At 55.5% G+C, this 23,344-nt stretch carries 24 protein-coding genes and 1 pseudogene; 8 read left to right on the top strand and 17 right to left on the bottom strand.

The window, feature by feature from the left end; all coding sequences use genetic code 11:
* Positions 1-46 precede the first annotated feature (46 nt).
* Positions 47-844 carry a helix-turn-helix transcriptional regulator gene (locus tag PSH94_RS12765; protein ID WP_305437732.1) on the bottom strand — a complete coding sequence of 266 codons (798 nt, stop codon included), beginning with the start codon at positions 842-844 and terminating at the stop codon, positions 47-49.
* A gap of 194 nt (positions 845-1,038) precedes the next feature.
* Here PSH94_RS12765 and PSH94_RS12760 point away from each other — a divergent pair, with 194 nt between their 5' ends.
* From PSH94_RS12760 to argE, 4 genes are read left to right on the top strand one after another with little or no spacing between them, the layout of a single operon-like run.
* Positions 1,039-2,370 carry an NAD(P)/FAD-dependent oxidoreductase gene (locus PSH94_RS12760; protein ID WP_305437694.1) on the top strand — a complete coding sequence of 444 codons (1,332 nt, stop codon included), beginning with the start codon at positions 1,039-1,041 and terminating at the stop codon, positions 2,368-2,370.
* Positions 2,371-2,395: 25 nt separating this feature from the next.
* Positions 2,396-2,806 carry a RidA family protein gene (locus PSH94_RS12755; RefSeq protein WP_003207327.1) on the top strand — a complete coding sequence of 137 codons (411 nt, stop codon included), beginning with the start codon at positions 2,396-2,398 and terminating at the stop codon, positions 2,804-2,806.
* A 10-nt stretch (positions 2,807-2,816) separates the two neighbouring features.
* Positions 2,817-3,494 carry a DUF1028 domain-containing protein gene (locus PSH94_RS12750; RefSeq protein ID WP_305437693.1) on the top strand — a complete coding sequence of 226 codons (678 nt, stop codon included), beginning with the start codon at positions 2,817-2,819 and terminating at the stop codon, positions 3,492-3,494.
* Positions 3,491-4,636 (top strand): acetylornithine deacetylase, encoded by a 1,146-nt coding sequence (argE, locus tag PSH94_RS12745; RefSeq protein ID WP_305437692.1) that lies wholly within the window; start codon positions 3,491-3,493, stop codon positions 4,634-4,636. Before PSH94_RS12750 ends, argE begins: the two co-directional genes overlap by 4 nt.
* A gap of 145 nt (positions 4,637-4,781) precedes the next feature.
* Here argE and PSH94_RS12740 read toward each other — a convergent pair whose 3' ends face one another.
* Both PSH94_RS12740 and PSH94_RS12735 read right to left on the bottom strand, forming a co-directional pair.
* A complete protein-coding gene (locus tag PSH94_RS12740; protein ID WP_065882014.1) occupies positions 4,782-5,693 on the bottom strand; it encodes a LysR substrate-binding domain-containing protein in 912 nt (303 codons plus the stop codon).
* Between the two features lie 231 nt (positions 5,694-5,924).
* A protein-coding gene (locus tag PSH94_RS12735) for an IS3 family transposase (protein ID WP_305437691.1) occupies positions 5,925-7,087 on the bottom strand; the annotation gives its coding sequence in 2 pieces (ribosomal slippage) (positions 5,925-6,832 and positions 6,832-7,087; 1,164 coding nt in all).
* A gap of 742 nt (positions 7,088-7,829) precedes the next feature.
* Here PSH94_RS12735 and PSH94_RS12730 point away from each other — a divergent pair.
* The 3 genes from PSH94_RS12730 to PSH94_RS26125 all read left to right on the top strand — a co-directional run bounded on the left by PSH94_RS12730 (position 7,830) and on the right by PSH94_RS26125 (position 9,838).
* Positions 7,830-9,317 (top strand): aldehyde dehydrogenase family protein, encoded by a 1,488-nt coding sequence (locus tag PSH94_RS12730; RefSeq protein WP_305437690.1) that lies wholly within the window; start codon positions 7,830-7,832, stop codon positions 9,315-9,317.
* 85 nt (positions 9,318-9,402) lie between these two features.
* Positions 9,403-9,684 (top strand): helix-turn-helix domain-containing protein, encoded by a 282-nt coding sequence (locus PSH94_RS26130; protein ID WP_370694751.1) that lies wholly within the window; start codon positions 9,403-9,405, stop codon positions 9,682-9,684.
* The gene (locus PSH94_RS26125; RefSeq protein ID WP_370694750.1) at positions 9,629-9,838 is read left to right on the top strand and encodes a helix-turn-helix domain-containing protein; all 210 of its coding nucleotides are present in this window, start codon (positions 9,629-9,631) and stop codon (positions 9,836-9,838) included. The genes PSH94_RS26130 and PSH94_RS26125 overlap by 56 nt, the downstream gene beginning before the upstream one ends.
* Positions 9,839-9,844: 6 nt before the next feature.
* Here the strand turns inward: PSH94_RS26125 and PSH94_RS26120 are convergent, their stop codons facing one another.
* The 13 genes and pseudogenes from PSH94_RS26120 to PSH94_RS12670 all read right to left on the bottom strand — a co-directional run bounded on the left by PSH94_RS26120 (position 9,845) and on the right by PSH94_RS12670 (position 21,665).
* Positions 9,845-10,609 carry a methyl-accepting chemotaxis protein gene (locus PSH94_RS26120; RefSeq protein WP_370694775.1) on the bottom strand — a complete coding sequence of 255 codons (765 nt, stop codon included), beginning with the start codon at positions 10,607-10,609 and terminating at the stop codon, positions 9,845-9,847.
* Between the two features lie 141 nt (positions 10,610-10,750).
* Positions 10,751-11,590, bottom strand: a pseudogene (locus tag PSH94_RS26115) (cache domain-containing protein); the annotation flags it as partial.
* A gap of 179 nt (positions 11,591-11,769) precedes the next feature.
* The gene (locus PSH94_RS12720; protein WP_305437689.1) at positions 11,770-12,273 is read right to left on the bottom strand and encodes an Lrp/AsnC family transcriptional regulator; all 504 of its coding nucleotides are present in this window, start codon (positions 12,271-12,273) and stop codon (positions 11,770-11,772) included.
* A gap of 12 nt (positions 12,274-12,285) precedes the next feature.
* Complete coding sequence (locus PSH94_RS12715) at positions 12,286-13,047, bottom strand: ABC transporter ATP-binding protein (RefSeq protein WP_305437688.1); 762 nt, start codon at positions 13,045-13,047, stop codon at positions 12,286-12,288.
* Positions 13,048-13,099: 52 nt separating this feature from the next.
* A complete protein-coding gene (locus PSH94_RS12710) occupies positions 13,100-13,810 on the bottom strand; it encodes an ABC transporter permease (protein ID WP_305437687.1) in 711 nt (236 codons plus the stop codon).
* Positions 13,807-14,535 (bottom strand): ABC transporter permease, encoded by a 729-nt coding sequence (locus tag PSH94_RS12705; protein ID WP_305437686.1) that lies wholly within the window; start codon positions 14,533-14,535, stop codon positions 13,807-13,809. Before PSH94_RS12705 ends, PSH94_RS12710 begins: the two co-directional genes overlap by 4 nt.
* Positions 14,536-14,587: 52 nt before the next feature.
* Complete coding sequence (locus tag PSH94_RS12700) at positions 14,588-15,370, bottom strand: transporter substrate-binding domain-containing protein (RefSeq protein ID WP_305437685.1); 783 nt, start codon at positions 15,368-15,370, stop codon at positions 14,588-14,590.
* Between the two features lie 174 nt (positions 15,371-15,544).
* Positions 15,545-15,862, bottom strand: a complete 318-nt coding sequence (locus PSH94_RS12695; RefSeq protein ID WP_027603276.1) for a multidrug efflux SMR transporter — start codon at positions 15,860-15,862, stop codon at positions 15,545-15,547.
* A gap of 136 nt (positions 15,863-15,998) precedes the next feature.
* The gene (locus PSH94_RS12690) at positions 15,999-17,201 is read right to left on the bottom strand and encodes a PLP-dependent aspartate aminotransferase family protein (RefSeq protein ID WP_305437684.1); all 1,203 of its coding nucleotides are present in this window, start codon (positions 17,199-17,201) and stop codon (positions 15,999-16,001) included.
* A gap of 51 nt (positions 17,202-17,252) precedes the next feature.
* A complete protein-coding gene (locus tag PSH94_RS12685; RefSeq protein ID WP_305437683.1) occupies positions 17,253-18,671 on the bottom strand; it encodes an aldehyde dehydrogenase family protein in 1,419 nt (472 codons plus the stop codon).
* A 2-nt stretch (positions 18,672-18,673) separates the two neighbouring features.
* On the bottom strand, positions 18,674-19,723 hold the full coding sequence (locus PSH94_RS12680; protein WP_305437682.1) for a homoserine dehydrogenase: 1,050 nt from the start codon (positions 19,721-19,723) through the stop codon (positions 18,674-18,676).
* Between the two features lie 128 nt (positions 19,724-19,851).
* Positions 19,852-20,289, bottom strand: coding sequence for an Lrp/AsnC family transcriptional regulator (locus PSH94_RS12675; protein ID WP_305437681.1), 438 nt, complete (start codon positions 20,287-20,289; stop codon positions 19,852-19,854).
* Between the two features lie 14 nt (positions 20,290-20,303).
* The gene (locus PSH94_RS12670; RefSeq protein ID WP_305437680.1) at positions 20,304-21,665 is read right to left on the bottom strand and encodes a pyridoxal-phosphate dependent enzyme; all 1,362 of its coding nucleotides are present in this window, start codon (positions 21,663-21,665) and stop codon (positions 20,304-20,306) included.
* A 237-nt stretch (positions 21,666-21,902) separates the two neighbouring features.
* On the opposite strand from PSH94_RS12670, the gene PSH94_RS12665 reads away from it, so the two are divergent.
* Entirely contained in the window at positions 21,903-22,388 is a 486-nt protein-coding gene (locus PSH94_RS12665) for a DinB family protein (RefSeq protein WP_305437679.1), read from the top strand.
* Between the two features lie 59 nt (positions 22,389-22,447).
* On the opposite strand, the gene PSH94_RS12660 is transcribed toward PSH94_RS12665, so the two are convergent.
* Positions 22,448-23,344 (bottom strand): dihydrodipicolinate synthase family protein, encoded by an 897-nt coding sequence (locus PSH94_RS12660; protein ID WP_305437678.1) that lies wholly within the window; start codon positions 23,342-23,344, stop codon positions 22,448-22,450.

Raw genomic sequence — 23,344 nt, 5'->3', positions numbered from 1 at the left:
GGCTTTTCTCTCTTGTTAGTAGTCGCGCAAGGGGTCGCAGATCCGCTCAGCGGATCTTGTTCATGTAACTTTCAAGGGGGTCTTTGCTCAGCACGCCCTGGGCTTCGGCCAACGAATCAATGAACAGCGAAAACAGTTCTGATTGCGCGCCGATATCGAGCTTGCTGTAGATGTGTTTACGGTGGGACTTGATGGTGTCTTCCGAGACGCCCAGCCGTTCGGCCAGCGAGCGGGTGGAGTGGCCACGCAGGATCAGCTGGGCGATCCGGCATTCGCGCTCGGTCAGGATCGACGAGCCAAAGTTGTTCAGCGCCGAGTGGATGCGCTGTTCCAGCAGGTTTTCAAAGCGCGCACCCCGCGCATCCAAACCGACAAAATGCTTGCCGAGCACCGCCAGCACCCAGGGCGCAATCCGCTTGAATTGTTGGGTGGTGGCCGCGTCCAGCTTCTGCGTAAACGCCAGTGACACTGACAGGCTCAACCCGCTGCCCGACTGCAGGATGTAATTCAGTTCATCTTCCAGGTGCGAATGCCGGTAGAACGACTGGAAGTATTCGCTGAGTTCGAAGTGATCAGGAGCGACATCCGCAAGGTCGTAACACCCCGAACCAACCCCCTCTACGCACGCGCCATAAAACGGATCGAGCAAGTAGAAGCCAGACAGGTACTGACGCACATTGCCCTGGGGCAACCAAGGCCCTTCCAACTCGAACAATGCGCTGGGCATGCCGCCGTGGGGATACAGGTACAGCGTCGTGGCCTGGATTGGCCAGATACAACCGAGAGCCTCGAACAAGGTGGCGGCGAAGCTCGCTTGACCGATGCTCTCGGTGACCTGGGCCATCTGTTCGAACCATTGCGCAGAAGAAAGCTGGTCGTTTTCCACTTCAAAGACTCGTTGAAAGAACGGTAATGATCGTCCCACAGCCGGGAAGTCACCGAAATCACCCTATAGGGTGAGCTTGCATCCGAAATTTATGCTCACTTCCTAACTTAATAATATTTTATTTATAACCCCCCTCCCCCTAGCCTGAAGTCATGCCCGAGCTGAATCCAACTGCATTACGCAAGGATAAAAACATGACTGAAGCAATAACAAAAACAGACACGCTGGTGGTAGGCGCCGGTCAAGCTGGCGTGGCCATGAGCGAGCATCTGAGCAAGCAAGGCGTGCCCCACCTGGTGCTGGAGCGCAGCCGCATTGCCGAGCGCTGGCGCACGGGGCGTTGGGATTCACTGGTGGCCAACGGGCCAGCCTGGCATGACCGGTTTCCAGGCCTGGCATTCGATGATGTCGCCCCGGATGGCTTCGCGCCGAAAGAACGCGTAGCGGATTACTTTGAGGCTTATGCACGCCAGTTCAATGCGCCGATCCGCACCGGCGTGGACGTAACCTCCGTTGTACGCAATGTCGGCCGCCCCGGTTTCACCGTGCACACCAGCGACGGCGTGATCGAAGCCAACCGCGTGGTGGCGGCGACCGGTCCGTTCCAGAAGCCAGTGATTCCGGCCATCGCGCCCAAAGACACGGCGCTGCACCAGATCCACTCCGCCGACTATCGCAACCCTTCTCAACTACCAGCGGGCGCCGTGCTGGTGGTGGGCGCAGGCTCTTCCGGTGTGCAGATCGCCGATGAGTTGCAACGCGCCGGCCGCCAGGTGTACCTCTCCGTCGGCGCCCATGACCGCCCGCCGCGCGCCTATCGCAACCGCGACTTCTGCTGGTGGCTAGGGGTGCTGGGCGAGTGGGACCAGGCAGCCATGAAACCTGGCCGTGAACACGTGACCATTGCGGTCAGCGGCGCACACGGCGGCAAGACCATCAACTTCCGCGAACTGGCCCAGCAAGGCATGACCCTGGTCGGCCTCACTCAAGCCTTCAACGGCAGCGTCGCAACCTTCCAACCTAACCTGGTGGAAAACCTGGCGCGTGGCGATGATAACTACCTGGCCCTGCTGGATGCGGCGGATGCCTACGTCGAGCGCAACGGCCTGGACTTGCCGCTGGAACCTGAAGCACGCCACGTGTTCCCCGATGCGGACTGCATCAAGCAGCCGATCCTGGAACTGGATCTGGCCAAGGCCGGCGTCACCTCGATTATCTGGGCCACCGGGTTTGCCGTGGATTACAGCTGGCTGAAGGTGGATGCATTCGACGCCGCCGGCAAACCGCAGCACCAGCGCGGTGTGAGCAGCGAAGCCGGGATCTACTTCCTCGGTTTGCCGTGGCAGTCACGCCGGGGCTCGTCGTTTATCTGGGGCGTGTGGCACGACGCCAAGTACGTGGCCGACCATATCGCCATCCAACGGCAATACCTCGAGTACCGCGAAGCCGCCCCGGTGGTTCGCCAATCCCCTGTCAGCGCCTGATCATTTTATTGCCGGAGTTTTTTTGATGCCTACTCACACTCGCATCCGCATGTTCAACACCAAGGAAACCTACCCCAACCAGAGCCTGGACAACGACCTGTGCCAGGCCGTGCGCGCCGGCAATACCGTGTATGTCCGCGGCCAGGTGGGCACCGATTTCGACGGTAACCTGATCGGCCTTGGCGACCCACGCGCCCAGGCCGAACAAGCCATGAAAAACGTCAAGCAACTGCTGGAAGAAGCCGGCAGCGACCTCAGCCATATCGTCAAGACCACCACCTACCTGATCGACCCGCGCTACCGCGAGCCGGTGTACCAGGAAGTCGGCAAATGGCTCAAGGGCGTGTTCCCAATTTCCACCGGGCTGGTGGTCTCGGCCCTGGGCCAGCCGCAATGGTTGATGGAAATTGATGTAATCGCCGTTATTCCCGAGTAAGGAGCCGCACATGACCTTTTCAATCGTCGGCCGTTGCGCCGACACCGGCCAACTGGGCATCGCCATCAGCTCATCGAGCATCGCCGTGGGTGCCCGTTGCCCGTGGCTGCGGCCCGGTGTGGGTGCGGTGTCGACCCAGAACATCACGCTGCCAGCCCTGGGCCCGGACGTGCTCGACCTGCTGGAACAAGGCCTGACGCCCGCCGACGCGATCGACAAGGCCCTGACCCGCAACGGCTACAGCCAGTACCGGCAACTGACGGCGATTGATCACCTGGGCCGTAGCGTGCATTTCAGCGGCAGCGAAACCCTCGGCACCCACAACGCCGTGTCGGGCGAACAGTGTGTGGCGGCGGGCAATATGCTTGCCGACCGTGAGGTGATCGAGGCGATGGTCGCGGCCTTCGAGCAAGGCGAAGGCCAGTTGGCAGACCGTCTGCTAGCAGCGATGCACGCCGCCATTGCCGCCGGCGGTGAAGCCGGCCCGGTGCATTCTGCCGCGCTGGTAGTAGTCGGCGAGCTGACCTGGCCGATCATCAACCTGCGGGTGGATTGGGCCGATCAAAACCCGATCGGCGAGCTGCAAACACTCTGGGACGCCTATCGCCCGCAAGTGCAGGACTACATCGACCGTGCGCTCGCGCCGGACCGCTCCCCCGGTTACGGTGTGGCCGGAGACGACCGATGAGCAGCAGCCGCAACCTGCTGCAAACGCTGGTGGGGTTTGATACCACCAGCCGCGAATCCAACCTGCACCTGATCGAGTATGTGCGTGAATACCTGGCCGGATTCGGCGTAGCCAGCGAGCTGGTCTACAACAGAGATCGCAGCAAGGCCAATCTGTTTGCCAGTGTTGGCCCGGTGGAATTGCCGGGCATCGTGCTGTCGGGGCATACCGATGTGGTGCCGGTGGACGGCCAGCCGTGGACCGTGCCGCCGTTTGAGTTGACCGAGCGTGACGGCAAGTTGTACGGGCGTGGCACGGCGGACATGAAGGGCTATATCGCCTGCATGTTGGCGCTGGTGCCGGCGTTGGTTGAGGCACCGTTGCGGGTGCCGGTGCACATCGCCCTGTCCTACGACGAGGAAGTGGGCTGCCTTGGCGTACGCTCGCTGCTCAAGGTGCTGGAGGAGCGGCCAGTGAAGCCGATGCTGTGCATCATCGGCGAACCGACCGAACTCAAGCCGGTGCTTGGCCACAAGGGCAAGTTGGCCATGCGCTGTGACGTGCATGGCGAAGCCTGCCATTCGGCGTACGCGCCGTCTGGCGTGAATGCCATCGAACATGCGGCCGAGTTGATCGGTGAGCTGGGGCGCATCGGCCAGCGCTTACGGCAGACGCAGGATGCGCGGTTTGATCCGCCGTTCAGCACCGTGCAGACCGGCGTGATCAGCGGTGGCAAGGTATTGAACATCGTGCCGGCAGATTGTCGGTTTGATTTTGAGGTGCGGGCGTTGCCATCCCAGGACCCGAGCAAGGTGGCTGACGAACTGAAGGCTTACGCCGAGCAACAGGTGCTGCCGCGTATGCAGGCAGTGAGTGCGCAGAGTGCGATTCACTTTACCAAGTTGTCGGCCTACCCAGGCTTAGTCACTGACGAACGCAGCCAGGCCGCCGAGTTGATTGCGGCGTTTTCCGGTTCGCGGGACTTCGGCACGGTGGCGTTTGGGACTGAGGGTGGGTTGTTTGATGCGGTGGGCATTCCTACGGTGGTGTGCGGGCCGGGAAGCATGGACCAGGGGCATAAGCCGGATGAGTTTGTGAGGGTGGAGCAGTTGCTGGGGTGTGATGCGATGTTGTGGCGGATGCTTGAGGCGATTCGCGCGTGAACTGAAACAACACCAAACCTGTGGGAGCTGGCTTGCCTGCGATAGCGGTCTATCATCCAACGCCTTTGGCAACTGACCCACCGCCATCGCGGGCAAGCCCGCTCCCACAGTGGAACTCTGTTGCTTACCAGATTGCATTTCAGGTTCAACCGAGGATTCGCGCCAGCTCTTCGCGGCAGTAATCAACAAACAACTGCACCGGCTTGGTCAGCGGCGCCCGCCGTAGCCACACCGCCGACAAGCCAGACCCCGTGACGGTTTCCGCCAAGGGAATGCACACGACTTTCTGGCCGTCATAGGTGTACTCCGTGAACGGCTTGGTCACCAATATCGAAAACCCAAACCCCCTGCCCACCATTCCTCGCACCATCTCGATCGACGGCGAGCTGAACACAATATTCGGCGTCAGCCCACGCTCTTCAAAGATGCTCACGAAGTAAGTCCGACTCGGCAGCACGTCCAGCAAAATCATCGGCTCCAGCACCAGGTCCACCAGCGACACCTTGGCCTGCTGCGCAAAACGGTGATCCGCCGGCAACAGCGCATACGGCTGCTGCGGCGGCATCAGCGGCGTGGTCTCGATGGTGCCGCCCAGGTCGTGCTCGAACAGCATGGCCACGTCGATACTGCCCGCCGTCAGCGCCTGCACCAACTCCTGCTGTTCGCCATCGCGAATGCGGATTTCAACCCCTGGCCAACGCGCCTTGAAGCCCGCGATCAAGCGCGGCAGATACAGCGGCGCGACGGTTTCAAAGCAGCCGATATCGATTTGCCCCGCCACCACGTCATTGTCCGCCAGGGCGTTCTGTTCGAACTCATGGGCCACCCGCAGCAGCTCAAGGGCCTTGCGGTAGAAGCGTGCGCCGCTGGGCGTCAGCGACACGCCCTGGGCGTGATGCCGAATAAACAGCTGCACGCCAAAGCTGTCTTCCAACTGCTTGATCGCCGTCGACACCGACGGCTGCGCGATGTACAGCTTGCGCGACGCCTCGGCGACGCTGCCGCACTCGGCCGTGGTGACGAAGTATCTGAGTTGGCGCAGGTTGTAGGCAGCCATCGAGGCCTCCGAAAATGCGGGAATTCGCCCCATGCCAGTGCGAAAAAACGCCGCTTTATTGATCCATTCAAGCCCATGCAACATACCGGAGCAAAAACCTGGGCGAGCTATATTTTTTAAGGTCTATAGCAAGAAACTTACTAATTTACCTCCCCGCCTCCATTGCAGATGATCACTCCAACAACAAAGCGTCGCCCACGCGCCGCACAGCGAAGTACGTCAATGTAGTGGTCAACTGATCCCGGACACTGCGTTAAGTTTTTCCTCGGCTACGGCGGGCGGTAGGCCGCCGTTGAATTGATGTGGCCTTTGCCAGTTGTACCTCTGCATCAAAAATCGACCGATATCCTGCTGTGCCAGCGAAGCGCTCATGTAACCCACGCTCGGCAGCCATTCCGTTTTCAAGCTGCGAAATAGTCGTTCCATTGGCGCATTGTCGTGGCAATTTCCGCGTCGGCTCATGCTCTGTTTGAACCGGTAACGCCACAGTCGCTGGCGGAAACTTCTGCTGCCGTATTGGCTGCCCTGATCACTGTGGAACAGCACATTTTGAGGGCGGCCACGCTGCTCGTAGGCCACGTCCAACGCCTTGATCACCAGGTCGGCATCAGGCTTTGACGAAAATGCCCAGCCCACTACGCGGCGAGCAAACAAATCGATCACCACTGCCACATAGTGCCAACGACCTTGGGCCCACACGTATGTGATGTCACCGCACCAGACCTCGTTCGGTGCCGATACGGTGAACTCGCGACCCAGCACGTTCGGGATATCCGGTCGTTCCACAGTCGCCTTTTTGTAAGCATGCGAGCCGGGCTGTTTGCTGATCAATTTCATCTCACTCATCAGCTTGCGCACCTTGTATCGTCCAATTTCGATCCCGTCTTCGCGCATCATGAACATGATGCTTCGGCTACCCGCAGCACTGCGGCTTTGGGTAAATAGCTCGTTCACTCGGCTGCGCAGAAACAACCGCTTAACGTCCGGAGATTGGCGCTTACGACAGTGCGCGTAGTAGCAGGAACGGGGGACTTCAAATACCGAGCACAACAGATCCACCGGCTCTTCGGCACGGAGTTGATCAATCAACGCGAACGCTCGTGCTCCTCGGCCATCAAGAGCGCGGTGGCCTTTTTTAGAATCGACTTTTCCCGTTCCAGGCGATTGATCCGAGCTTCCAGTTCCTGAATTTTTTGCTGCTCGGGCGTCAGCGCTTTGCTGGCCGGGGTAATACCGTTTCGCTCCTCTTGGAGCTGGCTAACCCATCGGCGCAGGGCCGACTCAACGAGCCCAAGCGAACGGGCTGCTTCGATATGGCTGTAGCCTTGGTCGAGCACCAGGCAGGCTGCCTCGCGCTTGAACTCGGGCGTAAACGTACGACGTTGCTTGGTCATCAGACACCTCTCCTATGGCGAGCATTCTCGCCTTAAATGGGTGTCCGGGTTTAGTAGACCACTACAACTACATTCTAATTCTCGAGCAGTTTGGCGAGAAAAAACTGCAGATGTTGCTGAGCTTGCTCAACGAATTCAGACAGCTCAAACCCTGAGCTACAGCAACTTGAGCGTAGGCACCAAGGATCGTTGGATAGCATGAGGGTGCCCGTCAGGCGGGCTCCGACATGAGCTTCGAGAGTCCCTAGCTGATTAAATACCTCAGCTTCATGCCTCTATAGTCAGGCGATATGATAGCCACCGGCGCATAGCAAGATCTGGCCGACTTGGAGCCAGACGATGAAGCTTGCAATCCATATGCAGGCTGTCATTAGCCCTCATGAAGGCGTTACTCGCTCAGCATCCGACCACCGTCACGTTGTCGATAAACCTGACGACAGACGCCGGACGTCTCTTTCGCCCATTCTATTAGCAGAACTGCCCCATTTCCGCTAAGGCAGCAATCGGCTAGGACGGAAAAATTAAAATGGGCTCAGAAAAACCCCATTCAATTTAAAAACAGCACCTTCTGCCACTGGTAATAGATACGTGTGCACCACCACTGGACACTAAGAATGATGAAGGGCCCAAACATCGTTGCAACGCCGGAACATTTTAACTTTAGTGCTTCGAAATGCCCTTACGCAACTACCGAAATAGAAAATGGGCACAGCCATTTCTCGGTAACTAAAAGGATTACGCCATGACCACAATCTCTTTGCTGCCTGAAGTCCAGGCATTTCTTGCGCGCCAACATGGCCACTACATTGATGGACGCGTGATCGAGGGGCAAGGTTCTCGAATCGCCGTTATCAACCCTGCCAGCGGACAGCAGATTGCGAGTATTGCCGATGCGACCAACGAAGATGTAGACGCCGCAGTTGCATCTAGTCGGGCTGCTTTCCGCGGAGCCTGGGCCCGCACGACACCTGCGGAACGCGGAAACATCCTGCTGCGCCTTGCAGAACTGTTTCAAAAACACCGCGAGGAGCTAGCCCAGATCGAGACCTTGCAGTCAGGCAAAACCATCCAGCTTTCGCGAGGCTTCGAGGTAGACCAAGCTATCGTTTTCTTACGGTTCTATGCAGGCGCCGCGACGCGCATCAATGGTGAGACCATCAGCCCCTCGCTGCCTTCGCTCAACGGCGAGTGCTACAGCGCGTTCACTCGGCGCGAACCCGTTGGTGTGGTGGCGGGTATTGTGCCGTGGAACTTTTCCATCGTAATTGCTGTGTGGAAATTTGCCTCGGCCCTCGTAACCGGTTGCACAAGCATCATCAAGCCCAGCGAATTTACACCGCTAACGATGCTACGAGTCGCCGAGCTCGCGACTGAGGCCGGTGCACCCGCTGGGGCGCTTAATGTGCTAAACGGCGCTGGCAGTGCCGGCCGTCTATTGATCGCACACCCAGATACTTCCAAGGTAAGTTTCACCGGATCGATCCCTACGGGTCTGGCAGTAGCCCATAGTGCAATCGACTCCAAACTCACCCGTAGCACACTGGAGCTAGGAGGCAAGAACTCTGTCGGTTTTCTCAAGGACGTGAGTGTAGACAAGACAGTATCCGGCATTCTTGAGGCAGGTTTCATACACCAAGGCCAGATCTGCGCGGCCGGGGAGCGCTTTTTCCTGCACCGTTCGCGTATCGATGAGGTTCTGGAAAAGGTGGCCAGCGCGCTGGCCGAATTAAAAATCGGCGACCCGCTCGACGAGACCACGCAGTTCGGGCCGCTCTCTAACAAGGTACATTTCGACAAGATCAATGGATTCTTCAAACAAGCACGTAGCGAAGGCAACGCAATCATCTACGGCGGCGAAGCGATTGATCGTCCCGGCTACTTCGTCAAGCCAACCGTCATCCGGGTGGACACAGCAAGGGCCAGTTTGCTCAACGAGGAAACCTTCGGACCAATTGGTACTTTCCTGGCCTATGACGACGAGGAGGAACTTCTTAACCTTTTCAATGATACGCCCTATGGACTCTCGGCCAGCTTGTGGACCAATGACCTGGGTAAAACGCTGAACTATGTACCACGCATTGAAGCCGGAATCGTATGGGTGAACATGCACACTTTCCTTGACCCCGCCGTCCCATTCGGCGGGATCAAATCGTCAGGTATCGGTCGTGAGTTTGGCTCGGCCTTTATCAATGATTACACCGAACTGAAATCCATCATCATTAGACATTAATACATACAGACCGGAGAGCTACGTCGTCGAGCAATATATCTGGGTCTAACTGCAAACAAACGGCCATCATGTTGCGAAATATTTGGTGGCTTACCTACGACGTGCAGGTGGTCAATCCCAGTTCAGCCCACTTTTGGACCTATTGGGAGACCTCAACTCCGAGGTTGAAGGGATTCAGGAGTATCTGCTCAACAATCTGGAGTTGAACCATAGCCTGACTTCATTGGCAGCTCGGGTACACAGGAGCCCACGCAATCTGTCGAGACTGTTCACCAAAGAGGCGGGGATGCCGCCGATGACATTTCTCACAGATGCGCGTATTGATGCGGCTCGCCGTTATCTTGATAACGACAGAACAATCAATTAAAGAAATCTCCCACGGTTGCGGCTTCGAGAATCCCAATGGCTTGCGCCGAGTTTTTATTAAGCGGCTGGCTATCAGCCCCGGTGAATACCGCTCTCGATTTCGGTCGAAAACCGTCAGTCCTATCCCAGAAGATGAGAAGCAGCCCGCCGGCTAGTAGGGGCTAGGTTCGAAATCCATCCACTAGCTGCTTGAGTCGTTTGGCTTGTCTTTCAAGACCGTCACAAGCTAGCAGGGTAGCCTGAAGGTTTTCCACCCCTTCCTGGTTGAGGGTTTTGATTTCGGTGATATCCACGTTCAATGAATCAATAACCGAAGTCTGCTCTTCAGTGGCAGTCGCCACCGACTGATTGATACCGTCAATTTCACCAATGCGCTGAGTGACACTGCCCAGTCGCTCACCGGCCTGGTTGGCGATAATCACGCCGTCCTTACTGTAGCGCTCACTTTCGCTCATGGTGAGTACCGCCTCGCGCGCGCCCAACTGCAGTTCGTCAATCATCGTATGGATTTCCTGAGCTGACGTTTGGGTGCGGTAAGCCAGGCTGCGAACTTCGTCTGCCACCACGGCAAAACCACGACCGGCCTCCCCCGCCCGTGCAGCTTCGATGGCGGCATTGAGTGCCAGCAGATTGGTCTGTTCAGAAATGCCCTTGATCACTTCAAGAATCCGACCGATATTCTCCGTCTTGCCATTCAGTGCCTCTATGTTGTTGCATGACATGCGGATCTTTTTTGATAGCTCGTCCATCGCGTTTATTGTTTGCGTCACTACCTGGCGGCCACCTTCCGCCTGAAGTCGGGCATCTGACGCCTGCTGGGAAGCATCACCTGCGTTACGCGCAATTTCCTGAGCCGCCGCTCCCAGCTCATTAATCGCTGCCGCGATACTGTTGGTGCGAATGACCTGCTCGTCCGAGTTTGCCATAGAAGAGCTGGAGGTCTGCACCACGCGCCTAGCCACTTCATTGACATGCTCGGTAGCAGAGGAAACCTCACGTATTGAGCGCTGGATACGCTCCACGAAAAGGTTAAAGTCACCGGCGAGCGCTCCGAACTCATCCTTTGAATGCACACTCAAGCGGCGGGTAAGGTCGCCCTCACCCTGAGCAATATCACGCATGGCTTTACCCATCAGCCTCAGGGGCTGCATCAATACGCGAATCAGTATGCCCAGCAGAAGCAGCGTGATCACCACGGCAATAACCATCGCCAAAATGGCAGATGCACGAAAATCACCAAGTGCCTTGTAAGCTTTGCTTTTGTCGATAGACAAACCGACATACCAGTTCACCGAAGGCAGTCCTTTGATCGGTGAGAACATCAGAATTTGAGGTTTTCCTTCCTGCTCAGTCTCACTGATATGGGTGCTGAGTGCCGGTGTTTTTTGCGGGTAAATATCGCTCAATTGCTTCATCACCCGATCTTTGTCTGGATGAACCAGCACCCTGCCCTCAGCGTTAACCAAAAAGGCATAGCCGATGCCTCCCAGATCAAGCGAGCTGACGATTTTCGCCAGCGTCTCCAATGTCAGATCCCCGCCCACCACCCCAAGTGCTTGGCCGTCGTAACTGATCGGAGTTGCAATGGTCATCATCAACTGCCCCGTCGTCACATCCAGGTACGGCTCGGTCAGCGTGGTTCTTCCAGCTGCCATGGCGTCCGTATACCAAGGCCGGGTGCGAGGATCGTAATCCGCGGGCAAATCGTCCTTCGGCCGGATGACGAAACTACCGTCACGACTGCCTAGATAAGTGAAGGTAAACGTCGACACCAACGACCTCTGCTCCAGCAACCGCGTGATGTTTTGCGGCGCTGGATCATTGGCAACCGTCTGGGCAACGTGATCAACCAGAAGTATCCGTCCGGAGAGCCAGGACTGAACGCTTGCAGCCGTGATCTTGCTCATTTCCTCAAGGTGGTTTTCAAGGTTCGTGCGGATGGTTTTGCGCTGAATCAAGTCGTTGTAAAGCGTAAATAGCGAAAACGCTGCGACAACAACGAATGATGCCGCAAGCAATACCTTATGACTGAACTTCAGGTTCGCAATCATCATGGTTTATCCATAAGCTTGGGGTGTTGTAGTTGTTATTCGATACCAAGGTGCGTCGATAAAGGCTTGATAACGGCCAACTGCGGATAGGCCGACAGTTTCTCGATGTGCAGTTCAGTGCTTTCCAGCCAGCATTCAGTGACTGACCGGTAATGCTCCATATCCCGGCAACGCATTCGCAGGCAGTAATCCAGCGCACCAATCACCAAGTGACACTCAATGACTTGCGGGCAAGTACTGACAACGGCTTCAAATACATTTTGCGTGTTGCACCCCCGGCCCTCAGCCAGCGTCACCAGAACCACCAGAAACAAACCGGGTGATAGCTTGCGCTCGTCAATAAACGCACCGTAACCACGGATAACTCCCAGCCTTTCCAGCTTGCGAACGCGTTGCTGACAAGGGCTCTCGCTCAAGTGCACCAGTGAGGCGAGTTTTTTGTAGGTGATGCTCCCGTTGCAGCGCAGGACTTTGACGATGGCCTCGTCGATACGTCCCAAAAACTCAGAGGCCGTGTAGTTTTTCCTTTCGGTCGTCATAGCCAACGCGTTTCACTTCAGCCCGTTGGAAAGAAACTGCTGCAGGCGCTCGCTTCGTGGGTTATCCAGAATCTCAGGCCCGCCCTGCTCTTCAACCAGTCCTTGATGAAGAAACAGCAGTTGGTTAGACACCTTGCGTGCAAAACCCATTTCATGGGTCACCATGATCATGGTGCGCCCCTCTTCAGCGAGCCCCTGTATGACTTTCAACACCTCGCCCACTACCTCTGGGTCAAGCGCAGAGGTGGGCTCATCGAACAGCATGACCTCAGGCTCCATTGCCAGCGCACGGGCAATTGCCACCCGCTGCTGTTGCCCGCCGGAAAGAAATGCAGGGAACTGATCGGCAACACGGGCAGGCAAGCCAACTTTATCCAAGTACAGCCGGGCACGATCTTCTGCATCTTTTTTGCTGACGCCCAGCACTCGTCTTGGGGCGATGGTGATGTTATCCAGCACCGTCATATGCCCCCACAGGTTGAAATGCTGGAAAACCATGGCCAAGCGGGTACGCAGTCGTTGCAGTTCGCGATCATCCGCTACGCGCAATCCCGCATGATTCTTAACCATGCAGATCGGTTTGCCATCCAGGCTCATGGCACCGTCATTAGGTGTTTCAAGGAAATTGATACAACGTAAGAACGTGCTCTTTCCCGAGCCACTGGCACCGATAAGGCTGATGACATCGCCCGTTTTGGCTTGCAGGGAAACGCCCTTGAGCACCTCATGGGTACCGTAACTTTTGTGTAGCCCGTCAACCGTCAATTTGTACATGTTCGCAATCATCCTCTAAGCGGATTGGGAGCAGCCCTGCCAGATACAGGACTCAGTGGGTCGGCCCTAAAAATGCCAGCCAATGACGTTCGGCAATTCGAAACAAACCGACCAGCGCAAAGGTCACCGCCAGATAAATCAGTGCCGCAATCCCAAACGATTGAAAGGTTAAAAAGGTCGCAGAGTTCGCGTCACGGGCGACTTTGAGAATGTCCGGTACCGTGGCGGTAAATGCCACCGTGGTCGAGTGCAGCATCAAGATCACTTCGTTGCTGTAATACGGCAGCGAGCGACGCAAGGCTGACGGCATAATCACAAACGCGTAGAGCTTCCATCCAGAGAGGCCATACGCTTTTGCAGCCTCGACCTCGCCATGGGCGATGTTGCGAATGGCCCCGGCAAATATCTCGGTGGTGTAGGCGCAGGTGTTCAGCGCGAATGCAAGAATGGTGCAGTTCATTGCGCCGCGAAAGAATGCATCCAACACAGGTTGAGCACGTATTGCGGCCAGGCTATAGATTCCGGTGTAGCAAATCAGCAGCTGGATGTAGAGCGGTGTGCCCCTGAACAGATAGGTGTAAAACTGCACCGGCCAGCGCACGTAAAACCTCGGCGACACGCGTGCGATGGACAATGGGATAGACACGATAAAGCCGATGAAAAGCGATGCACTGAGCAACCACAATGTCATGGCCAGACCAGTGATTTGCTGGCCATCGCTGTAGACAAATGACCGCCAGTACTCCTGCAGTAGTTCGATCATCGCACTGCCTCCCGTGAACCTGCGGCGTAATGCTTTTCGAGGCAGCGCAGGACGAAATTGGAGACGCTGGTGATGATCAGGTAGGTCAGTGCAGCCAGCACCAGGAAAAAGAACAATTGATAGGTACTTTTCCCCGCGTCCTGGGCAGCCTTTACCAAGTCGGCCAGGCCGATGATTGACACCAATGCGGTGGCTTTGAGAATCACCATCCAGTTATTGCCCAGCCCCGGGAGGGCAAACCGCATCATTTGCGGGAACACAACAAAACGAAAACGCTGAGTGCGACTTAACCCATAGGCGGTAGCAGCTTCGACCTGGCCACGAGGTACTGCCAGCATGGCCCCGCGGAAAGTTTCAGTGAAATAGGCACCGTAGATAAACCCAAGGGTAATGATCCCAGCGACGAAGGGATTGATTTCGATGTACTCCCAGCCCAACGCTACCGTGACGACCGTCAACCAGGTTTGCAGGCTGTAGAAAATCAACAGCATCAGTACCAGGTCGGGCACCCCACGAATCAGCGTGGTGTAAAGCTGCGCCGGCACACGCAGCAGCTTAAGGCTGGAAAGCTTGGCGCTGGCCCCTATCAGCCCGAGCAATACGCTAAGCATCAGGGAGCACAAGGAAAGCTTGACGGTCATCCAGGCGCCTTCGAGCAGCAGAGGGCCAAAACCTTGCAGGCTGAATGCAGAGAGCCCTAATGCGCCTAATAGTGTTTCGAACATGATCAACAACCTATAGCGATAAACGCCCACCCAGCGGATGAGCGTCAGGTGGTTATTTGCCGCTGTAAAGATTCAGATCGCCAAAGTGCTGCTTCTGGATCGAATCATAGGTGCCATCATCGTGCAGAGCCTGGATCGCTTTATCCAACAAGGCCTTGAGCTCTGTATTGCCCTTGGCGATGCCGATGGCTGTTTTGGAGGGAAGATAGGGGCTCTCTACGGGCGGGCTCATTTCATAATCAGCGCCCTGGGAGGAATTGATAAAACCCATTTGCGCTTGAAGCGTGTCCTGCAGGGATGCATCCAACCGCCCCGCTACCAAGTCGTAATACACTTGATCCTGGTTCTGATAGGACTGAATTTTTACACCGGCTTTGTCCAGCACGGCCTTGGCGTAGGCTTCCTGGATGCTGCCCTGGAAGTAGCCAACTGTTTTGCCTTTGAGTGATGCCACATCTGCGCTCAGGCCCGAACCTTTCTTGAACACATAGGACGTGAACCCGGAAAACAGTTCGTTTGAAAAGTCGATGGCTTTTTCGCGGGTGGCCGTCACAGTCATGGATGACAGAATGCCGTCGAACTTGCCGGCTCTGAGCCCCGGAATCAGGCCATCAAAATCGCTTTCTACCCATATGCATTTGACCGAAAGTTTGGCGCAAATCGCGTTGCCCAAATCAATGTCGAATCCCTTGAGGCTACCATCGGCTGCCTTGGACTCAAACGGCGCGTAGTTGGCATCAACGCCGAAACGCAAGCTAGAGTATTCTTTGGCCGACACTGCATTTGTGCACAACGCCAAGCACGCAATCAAGTACAGCTTTTTTAGCGAAATCATAAGTACATCCCTAGATATTGTAGTTGGATTAAGGGCAGTAAACATCTGACAGCGTTAAAACGTGACACTTGTTATTATTTACCAAGGCCAGCGCCTTGAATTGAACGTTACCTGAGTACAGCGACTTTACGAATATGGCAAATTGAACGTTATCACGAGCAAAATGCTCGCCTTTCAAGCAGATACCAGTTTCATCATTAGTAAACCGCTGACAATCAAAACAGCAGCCACGATCCGCAACAACGTGGCGGGCTCTCCCATGAAGAAAATACCTGCCGCAAACGCGCCTACCGCACCAATGCCGGTCCAGATGGTATAAGCCGTACCCAGCGGCAGGCTCCTCATCGAGAACGACAACAACGCAAAACTGGCTATCACAGTGATAAATGTAACAACCGTCGGTACTAATCGCGTAAACCCTTCAGATTGTTTCATCGAAAAAGCCCAGACGACCTCAAGTATTCCTGCAACGATCAAACTTATCCAAGCCACAAGGTACTCCTGTAATACGAACGAGTGAACGATTAGCAGTTGGCAGACTATTTGTGAACACTTGTAAAAAGACCCCCGCGAGGACGGGGGTAAAAACGGGTTGACCAAACCCTGGTACATGACGCCTGTATTTAAATCACTTGAATGTCGCGTCCAGCGCGAACGTAATATCCTTGATCAAGTCCTCTGGATCTTCCAGCCCAACGGAAAAACGCAGATGCCCGTACTGACGAAACTCTTCAGGATACTTGTCAAAGCCGCCCCGCCCTTCTGCCCCCACATGCACAATCAGTGACTCGTCATGTCCTAATGAAACAGCCGATGTGATGATGCGCAGATTCGAAACAAAACGGTTCTGGGTATCAGGATCGCCCTCTACTGCAAAGGCCATCACCGCCCCGTATCCCTTGCCCGCAAATTGCCGGCGCGCCAACTCGTGCTGCGGGTGGGAAGGCAAACCTGGGTAGTAGACATAGGCAATACGATCATCGCCATCCAGAAACCGAGCCAATTTTTCGGCTGAGCTCAATAATTGCTTCAAGCGCAGTGGCAACGTGACTGAACCACGCATGATCATCCACGCGTTGAACGGAGAAATGGTCGCGCCGAGGTCAACCAATGCATCATTCTTGATTTTGTTGATCAGGTGATTGGAACCGATCACCACACCGCCCATCGCGTCGCCGTGCCCGTTGATGTACTTGGTCAGTGAGTGAATGACGAAGTCGACACCGTGCTCGCTTGCACGGAAAAACGGAGGAGGAGTAAATGTCGCGTCTACAGAGATCAGCGCGCCATGCGCATGGGCAATCTCAGCCAGTGCGGCAATGTCCGCGACTTTGGTGGTGGGGTTAGCGATCGTTTCGGTGTGGATCAGCTTGGTAGTGGGCCGAATGACATTACGCACCGACTCCAAGTCACCGACGTCTACGAAGGTTGCTTCAATACCGTAACGTTCAGGCAGGAGTTCTGCGAAAAGCCGCCATACCGCCTGATAGGTGATGTCGCTGACAATGACGTGGTCACCACTTTTCAAGAATGAAAAAAACACCGAGTGCAAAGCAGCAACACCCGTTGCGAATACCACCGAGTCTTCACATCCCTCAAGGGCCGCGAGCTTTTTCTCCAGGCAGACTTGGTTGTGACCTTGATTTCGCGTGTACACAAGGCCGTCCGGGCTGGACCAGTCCATGGTCGCCGGATCTTCTGGTAAGAGATAGGAGTTAGCCATAACCAATGGCGTACGGACAGCGCCACTGGTGACATCCGCGACATTCCCGCCGTGAACAGCCAGCGTCGCTGCAGATAATGTCGAAAGATTGTGCTTATCGGGGCGCATGTCGAGTCCTCGTTATTGTTGTGGGTTTCATTCTTGAGTCGAGTCAGCTGCTTAGCTTCCACTCGCACCGTTAATGCAAATGACCTTGGGCTGCGTCATATCTTCGTAAGCGAAACGTACGCCCTCACGGCCCATGCTCCCGTACTTGAAACCGCCGAAGGGCATTGCATCAAAGCGATAATCGGAAGAGTCGTTGATCATCACCCCGCCCGCCTCCAGCCGCTTAGCAGCTTTCATTGCGACATTCAGGTTGCTGGTGAAGATGCCAGCATGCAGGCTGTATTCAGGCTCATTAGCCAGGGTCAATGCTTCATCCAGAGATGCGACGCTCTGTAGGATGACCACCGGACTGAACACTTCTTCGCACCACAACTTGCAATGGCGGTCGACACCTTCCAGCACGGTTGGTGAATAGAGCGATCCGTTGCGTGTATGGCCAAACAACAAAGTGGCGCCTTTGGCAATGGCGTCATTGACCACCTCTTCGGCATGCTTGGCTGCCGCCTCGGTAATCATCGGCCCCACGTCCGTCTGCTCATCAGCAGGGTTGCCCACGATCAACCGCCGGGTCTGTTCGACAAAGCGCCTCTTGAAGACTTCGTAGAGAGAGGCCTCGATGAGGATCCGCTGAGTACCGATACAATTTTGTCCGGCCGCCCAGAAAGCCCCCGACACGCATGAATCGACTGTTTCATCCAAATCGCAATCCGCCATCACGATGACCGGTGCATTACCGCCTAGGTCCATCGCCAGTTTCTTGAGGCCGGCTGTGCGAGCGATCTGCTCACCGGTGACAAAGCCGCCAGTGAACGACACCATGCGCACCGCACGGTGGGCCACAAGAGCCTTGCCCAGCGCAGCGCCGCCTGTGGCAACAGTGACGACAACCGGAGGCAGACCCGCGTCGACCAAGCACTCCACCAGCTTGATCGCGGATAGCGGTGTGAGCTCAGACGGTTTGAGAACAACCGCATTTCCCCCGGCAATAGCAGGTCCCAGTTTATGGGCAACCAGATTAAGCGGGTCGTTGTAGGGTGTGATGGCGACGATTACGCCTAACGGCTCACGCGTGAACCACCCCTGACGAGATTCAGAGCCGACATAAGCATCGAAAGGGATGACTTCACCGGCATTACGCTTGGCTTCTTCGGCAGACAACTTCAAGGTGTTGACGCAGCGCAGCACCTCCTTTCGCGCCTGCGTCAAGGTTTTGCCAGACTCGGCAACGATCAGCCTGGCAAAGGCATCCTTATCACGCTCAACCGAGTGTGCAGCTGTCTCCAGGATGCGTGCGCGCTCATACCTTGCGAGATCCTTGGCAATCGAGGCACCCAAGATGGCGGTGTCGACGATCGTGGTAGCTGATGATGCAGGTATGTCTGCCACCTCACCTACCTTGCTACCGTCAAACGGGCTGAGCACCGTAATGGCCTTATAATCAGCAGCGAGCGAGAGACTCAAGCTATTCATGATTACTTACCTGACGTGGTTATGCGGTTGTGAATGCTCACAATATCGGCGAGCAATGCGAAGGCGGTTTCAAAACGACCTGCGCCCGCCCCCACTACAGTGACCGGACCGAGAATGGCGGTGTTGAACGTGATTGCATTGGTAGCTCCGCTCACGGCTGAGAGCGCGTCGCTCGATGGCAATAGCTGTGGACTGACCGAGGCTGAAATAGAGCCATCGCCTAGTTTTTCTGCACTGCCAATCAGCTTCCAACGGGCATTGGCTTTCGTCGCCTCGGCAATATCCTTGGCCGTAATGTCAGAGATCCCTTTGCACAAGACATCGCTTGGTTTGAGTTTTGCACCCAGCAGTTCATTAGCGAGGATGACGACCTTCAAGCGCACGTCGTGTCCTTCCACATCCGCTGTTGGATCAGCTTCGGCATAACCCAACTCCTGGGCTTTTGCGACAGCACTTGAGAAGTCCAGCCCTGTCTCCATGCTGGAAAGAACAAAGTTCGAAGTTCCGTTGAGAATTCCCTTGAAACCGGTGATTTCCGAGCCTGCCAATGACTCCTTGGCCAAACGGATAACCGGGGTTCCGCTCATGACAGAACCTTCGAACTCAAACCGAGCACCGGTGCTTTCAGCAAGCGCCTTCAAGCTTTCCGCATGTAGCGCCACAGGTCCTTTGTTGGTAGTCACGACGCTGACGCCCTTCTCAAGAGCCCAGCGGCAGAACGTAGTGGCTGGCTCACCGTCCACAGGGTTGGTAAAAGTTGCTTCAGCAACGATATCTGCACCAGCAAATCGGATGACGGATTCATTCGCAGGTTCTGCACTGCCGCCGCGCAAAGATTTGAGGCTGCCTCTGACAGCAGGCACCGCGGCCAGCTCACAAGCGTCCAGACCGTCTTTGTTTATGACTGAGCCCAGGAATAGATCACTGACGCCAACGATCTTCAATTCGAAACCCAGCTCATCTGCCCAGAGCGAATTCTTATCAGCGATAAGTTGAGCAAGCGCGCGGTTGACGCCACCGAAGCCAAGCAGAGCAATTTTATATTCAGTCACGACACAGATCTCATTGTTATGTTTTGGTGCTGAAATAGTAAATGGTCAACGCACTTTCACGAATATGGCAAACAGAACGTTATTGCGAGCAAAATGCTCGTTCGATAGCACACTTTGCTCCATACACACTATTTGGTGCAGGATAAAACAAAGGACGTCATCGTATTTAAAACTCCAGGCAGTGCTGAGATTTCACTCCAGACCCTATGGATACGATCTGAGCTCTTAGCTTCGACTGTCAATACAATATCCAGATCGCCGCTCATCACATTGCATGAGATAACTTCAGGCATAGCCACAACAGAACGGACAACTTCGGCGTCATGCATTCTATCTTTACGATAAACGAAAATTAATGCGTTAATGGGACCCGCATCGGCGGCGGGTATTCCCTTAATAATTGTATAACCTTTGACATACCCATCACGCTCCAATCTTTCAATACGCAGCCTGACCGCATTTCTAGACAGATTAACTTTCATTGCAATATCATTATGAGCAAGCCGCGCGTTACGCGTGAGCTCTTCCAAAATTTTCTCATCAACTTTATCTAAAACACGTTTCATCGCTGACTCCGGATTTATAACAAGCGAGACTCCGTGTCTATGGACAAACTTTCAATAACCTGCACCAATGCGCCAATATCATTGGGAATTGAAATACAGCGGTCATCAGATAAACATTGGAGCCCTGCACCGCTAATCGACGGATGCGTCGTTGCCAGGCAAATCATGGGGATCAGCAAGCTGCGCCTGCTGACACGTGCCGCTCGCAACCCGATGGCAGTAGTCGCACTGACCCGGTAGCCGCTCTGAACGAATACCTCATGGATACTGTTGAATGCTTGCGCGTCATTCACGGCAAGGGAATCGAACAGCTTGCGCGCCTGCAGCCACTCGTTTTGCTCCAGTTGGATCCGCCCATCTTCTTCCAACAGCTCCATATTCCTGGCGACCTTGGTCCCACATCCATTGAGCACACTCCACTGCAGCCGCTCAAAATTCGAGGCTACGGACACATTCATGCATGGCGTTTGGGTGGCGCGGATTTCACTGCTGCAGTACAGGTTGCTCTGCAGAAAGTCATGCAGGCCCGCATTGGCGTTCGTCGCTACGATCAATTGCCTGATCGGCAAGCCCATCTCCCTGGCCACATACCCGGCATAGAGTGCACCGAAATTGCCAGTGGGTACGCTGAAGGCGACCTCCCTCTTTGGAGCCCCCAGTTGAAGCGCCGAATAGAAAAAGAAGGACAGGTGCGCCAGCACCCGCACCCAATTCACCGAATTGAAGGAAATGAGCGGTTTGCTCGTCCGGTGCCCCCCCTTGAGAAACCGTTCGCATAACCGATGACAATCGGCGTAATCCCCATCGACTTCGATGTTTATAACGTTGGCCTGCCCCGTGCTCAACAAACGACGCCGATGCGCTTGCGTCATGCCCCGGGAGGGATGCAGCACAATCACTGTCACGCCTCGCATGCCATTGAAAGCCTTAATGGCTGCAGCCCCAGTGTCGCCGCCGGTGCAACCCACAATCAGGGCTTCCGTCCCTTCCTTCGACAAAGCGTAATCGACCAGGCGGGACATCAACTGAAGACCGAAATCCTGATAGACACCGGCAGGCCCGTGAAACAACTCCAATACCCACTCATTGGTGGCTGTTTGGTAAAGCGGCGCGACCGCCCTGCTCTTGAAACCGCAAAATGTCTCCTCGACTATCCGGGCCAACTGATCCCGAGGCATCCAGTCTCCCAGGAAGGGCCCGATCACGTGACAAGCGAGCTCGTGGAAAGGCAGCCATTCCAGTCTGGAGAGTTCCTGGGCCGTAAGATGGGGCACCTTGGCAGGAACGAACAATCCACCGTCCGGTGCGTATGCCCCCATGAGGACGTTGCTGAACGAGAATGTTTTACCGGGTGTCCGCGTACTGACGTATTTCATAACCTGAGACACCCTCTAGCAATCCTGAGCCAGCCGCCTCTCTGGCGGAGCCCTCTGAAATCCAACATCACGCTTTACGCTTGTCATCCAGACTCCACCCATTGACTATAAAAGTCAATATAGTGACCATTGCATTTGTCCACTGGCTTGATTCCAGCTACACGCAACGAAGCCTTGGCACCACCTCGCCAAACAGCGCAGGGCACCTGTCGATTTAGAAAACCGGGAGAACACCATGTGTGCCAAGAACCTTTGCACTCGCTTTACCAGTACAAGGCATGGTCTGAGGAAGAGCTGTTCCGGTGCTTGAAAGCGCCCATTGCAAAGTCCTTCCCTGCGGAAATGGAAAAGGCCTGTTATTGGCTCAGCCACATCAACATTGTTGACCAACTGTTCATCGCCAGACTGAAAGGAGAGCCAGACGAGTTTGACTCCGTCGTGACTGACCAACCGCAGGATCTGATTCAGCTTGAAGAGCAGTTTTCCAAGGCGAATCAATGGTTTGTCGGATACACAAAAGCCGTCACGCCAGCGGATTTGGCTGATCACGTGACGTTTACTTTCAAGGACGGAAAACCAGGCAACATGACGAAGGAGCAAATCCTGGCGCATGTGCTTTCCCATGGTCTGCAACATCGGGGGAGTGTCGCAACGATCTTGCCAGGCGAGATCCTGCAGGCGCACAAGGACCATTTCACGACGTTTTTGAAACTGAAACTGTAGGCATAATTCCTTCTGCCGCACCCAGCCTGAAAGGTGCAGCAGAATACTGCTCGCGCTGCTCAGCTCAGCTCTAGCTCGTCGATCACAGCGGCAATTTGCTTACGCCCTTCGCCACTTATCGTTCTGAGCGGCAGGGGCAGGCTTGGGTGCTGGGTAAACCCACGAAGCTCTGCGGCAGTCGCCACGACACGAAAGCTACCGCCAAATTGCCTGAATAAAGCCCAGAGTGGCTTTAAGCGCTCAGAAAGGCGTGTAGCCTCGCGGGCATCACCTGACAATGCCGCTCGCGTAATCGCGAGCGCTGTCTTGGGGAAAAGCCCCCCTATGACGGAGTACCAGGCCTCACAGCCAGCATTCATGCCCACAGCTGCAAAGAAATCACCACTCACGCCGATCGTAACGTGACTTGGGATCAGCCCTCGAAGACGCTCCACGCGTGCCTTGGCAAGATGGGGTGTCTCGGGAACACCCGGGATTTTGATTGAGCTCACATGCGCCAGCTCGGCAATGCGCCCGTGCAGCTCGTCAGTAAACTCAAAATGAGTGGTGCCGGGATTGTCATAGACGCATAGCGGAAAGGAGACGTTAGCCGAGACCGTTTCATACAACGAAAAAACATCTTCCGCACATAGCCTCTGATAGGAAACCGGTGGTAGCAACAGAGCTTTGACTCCCACCTTTTGCGCGTCCTCGGCCAGCAGTAGCACGTCACGCGTGCGTAGCGATCCAATGCTGACCATAACAGGCACATTACCCGCAGCCTCTACCGCCAACTGCGCAACGCGAGTGCGCTCAGCCCGAGAAAGATACGCATAGCTTCCGGTAGAACCGAGTGCACCGATGGAGTCAACATTGGCGGCTGCCAGCTGCTCAACAAGACGAGTAAAGGCGTTTTCATCCACACCTTGCTCATTCATAGGCGTCAAGGGAAATGCGCTAAGGCCGGTAAATATCAT

Origin of the sequence: Pseudomonas sp. FP2254 (genome assembly GCF_030687695.1) — a bacterium.
In the GTDB taxonomy this organism is placed as follows: domain Bacteria; phylum Pseudomonadota; class Gammaproteobacteria; order Pseudomonadales; family Pseudomonadaceae; genus Aquipseudomonas; species Aquipseudomonas quebecensis.
The sequence above is the reverse complement of the archived record's forward strand: the minus strand, read 5'-3'. Positions and strand labels throughout refer to the sequence as shown.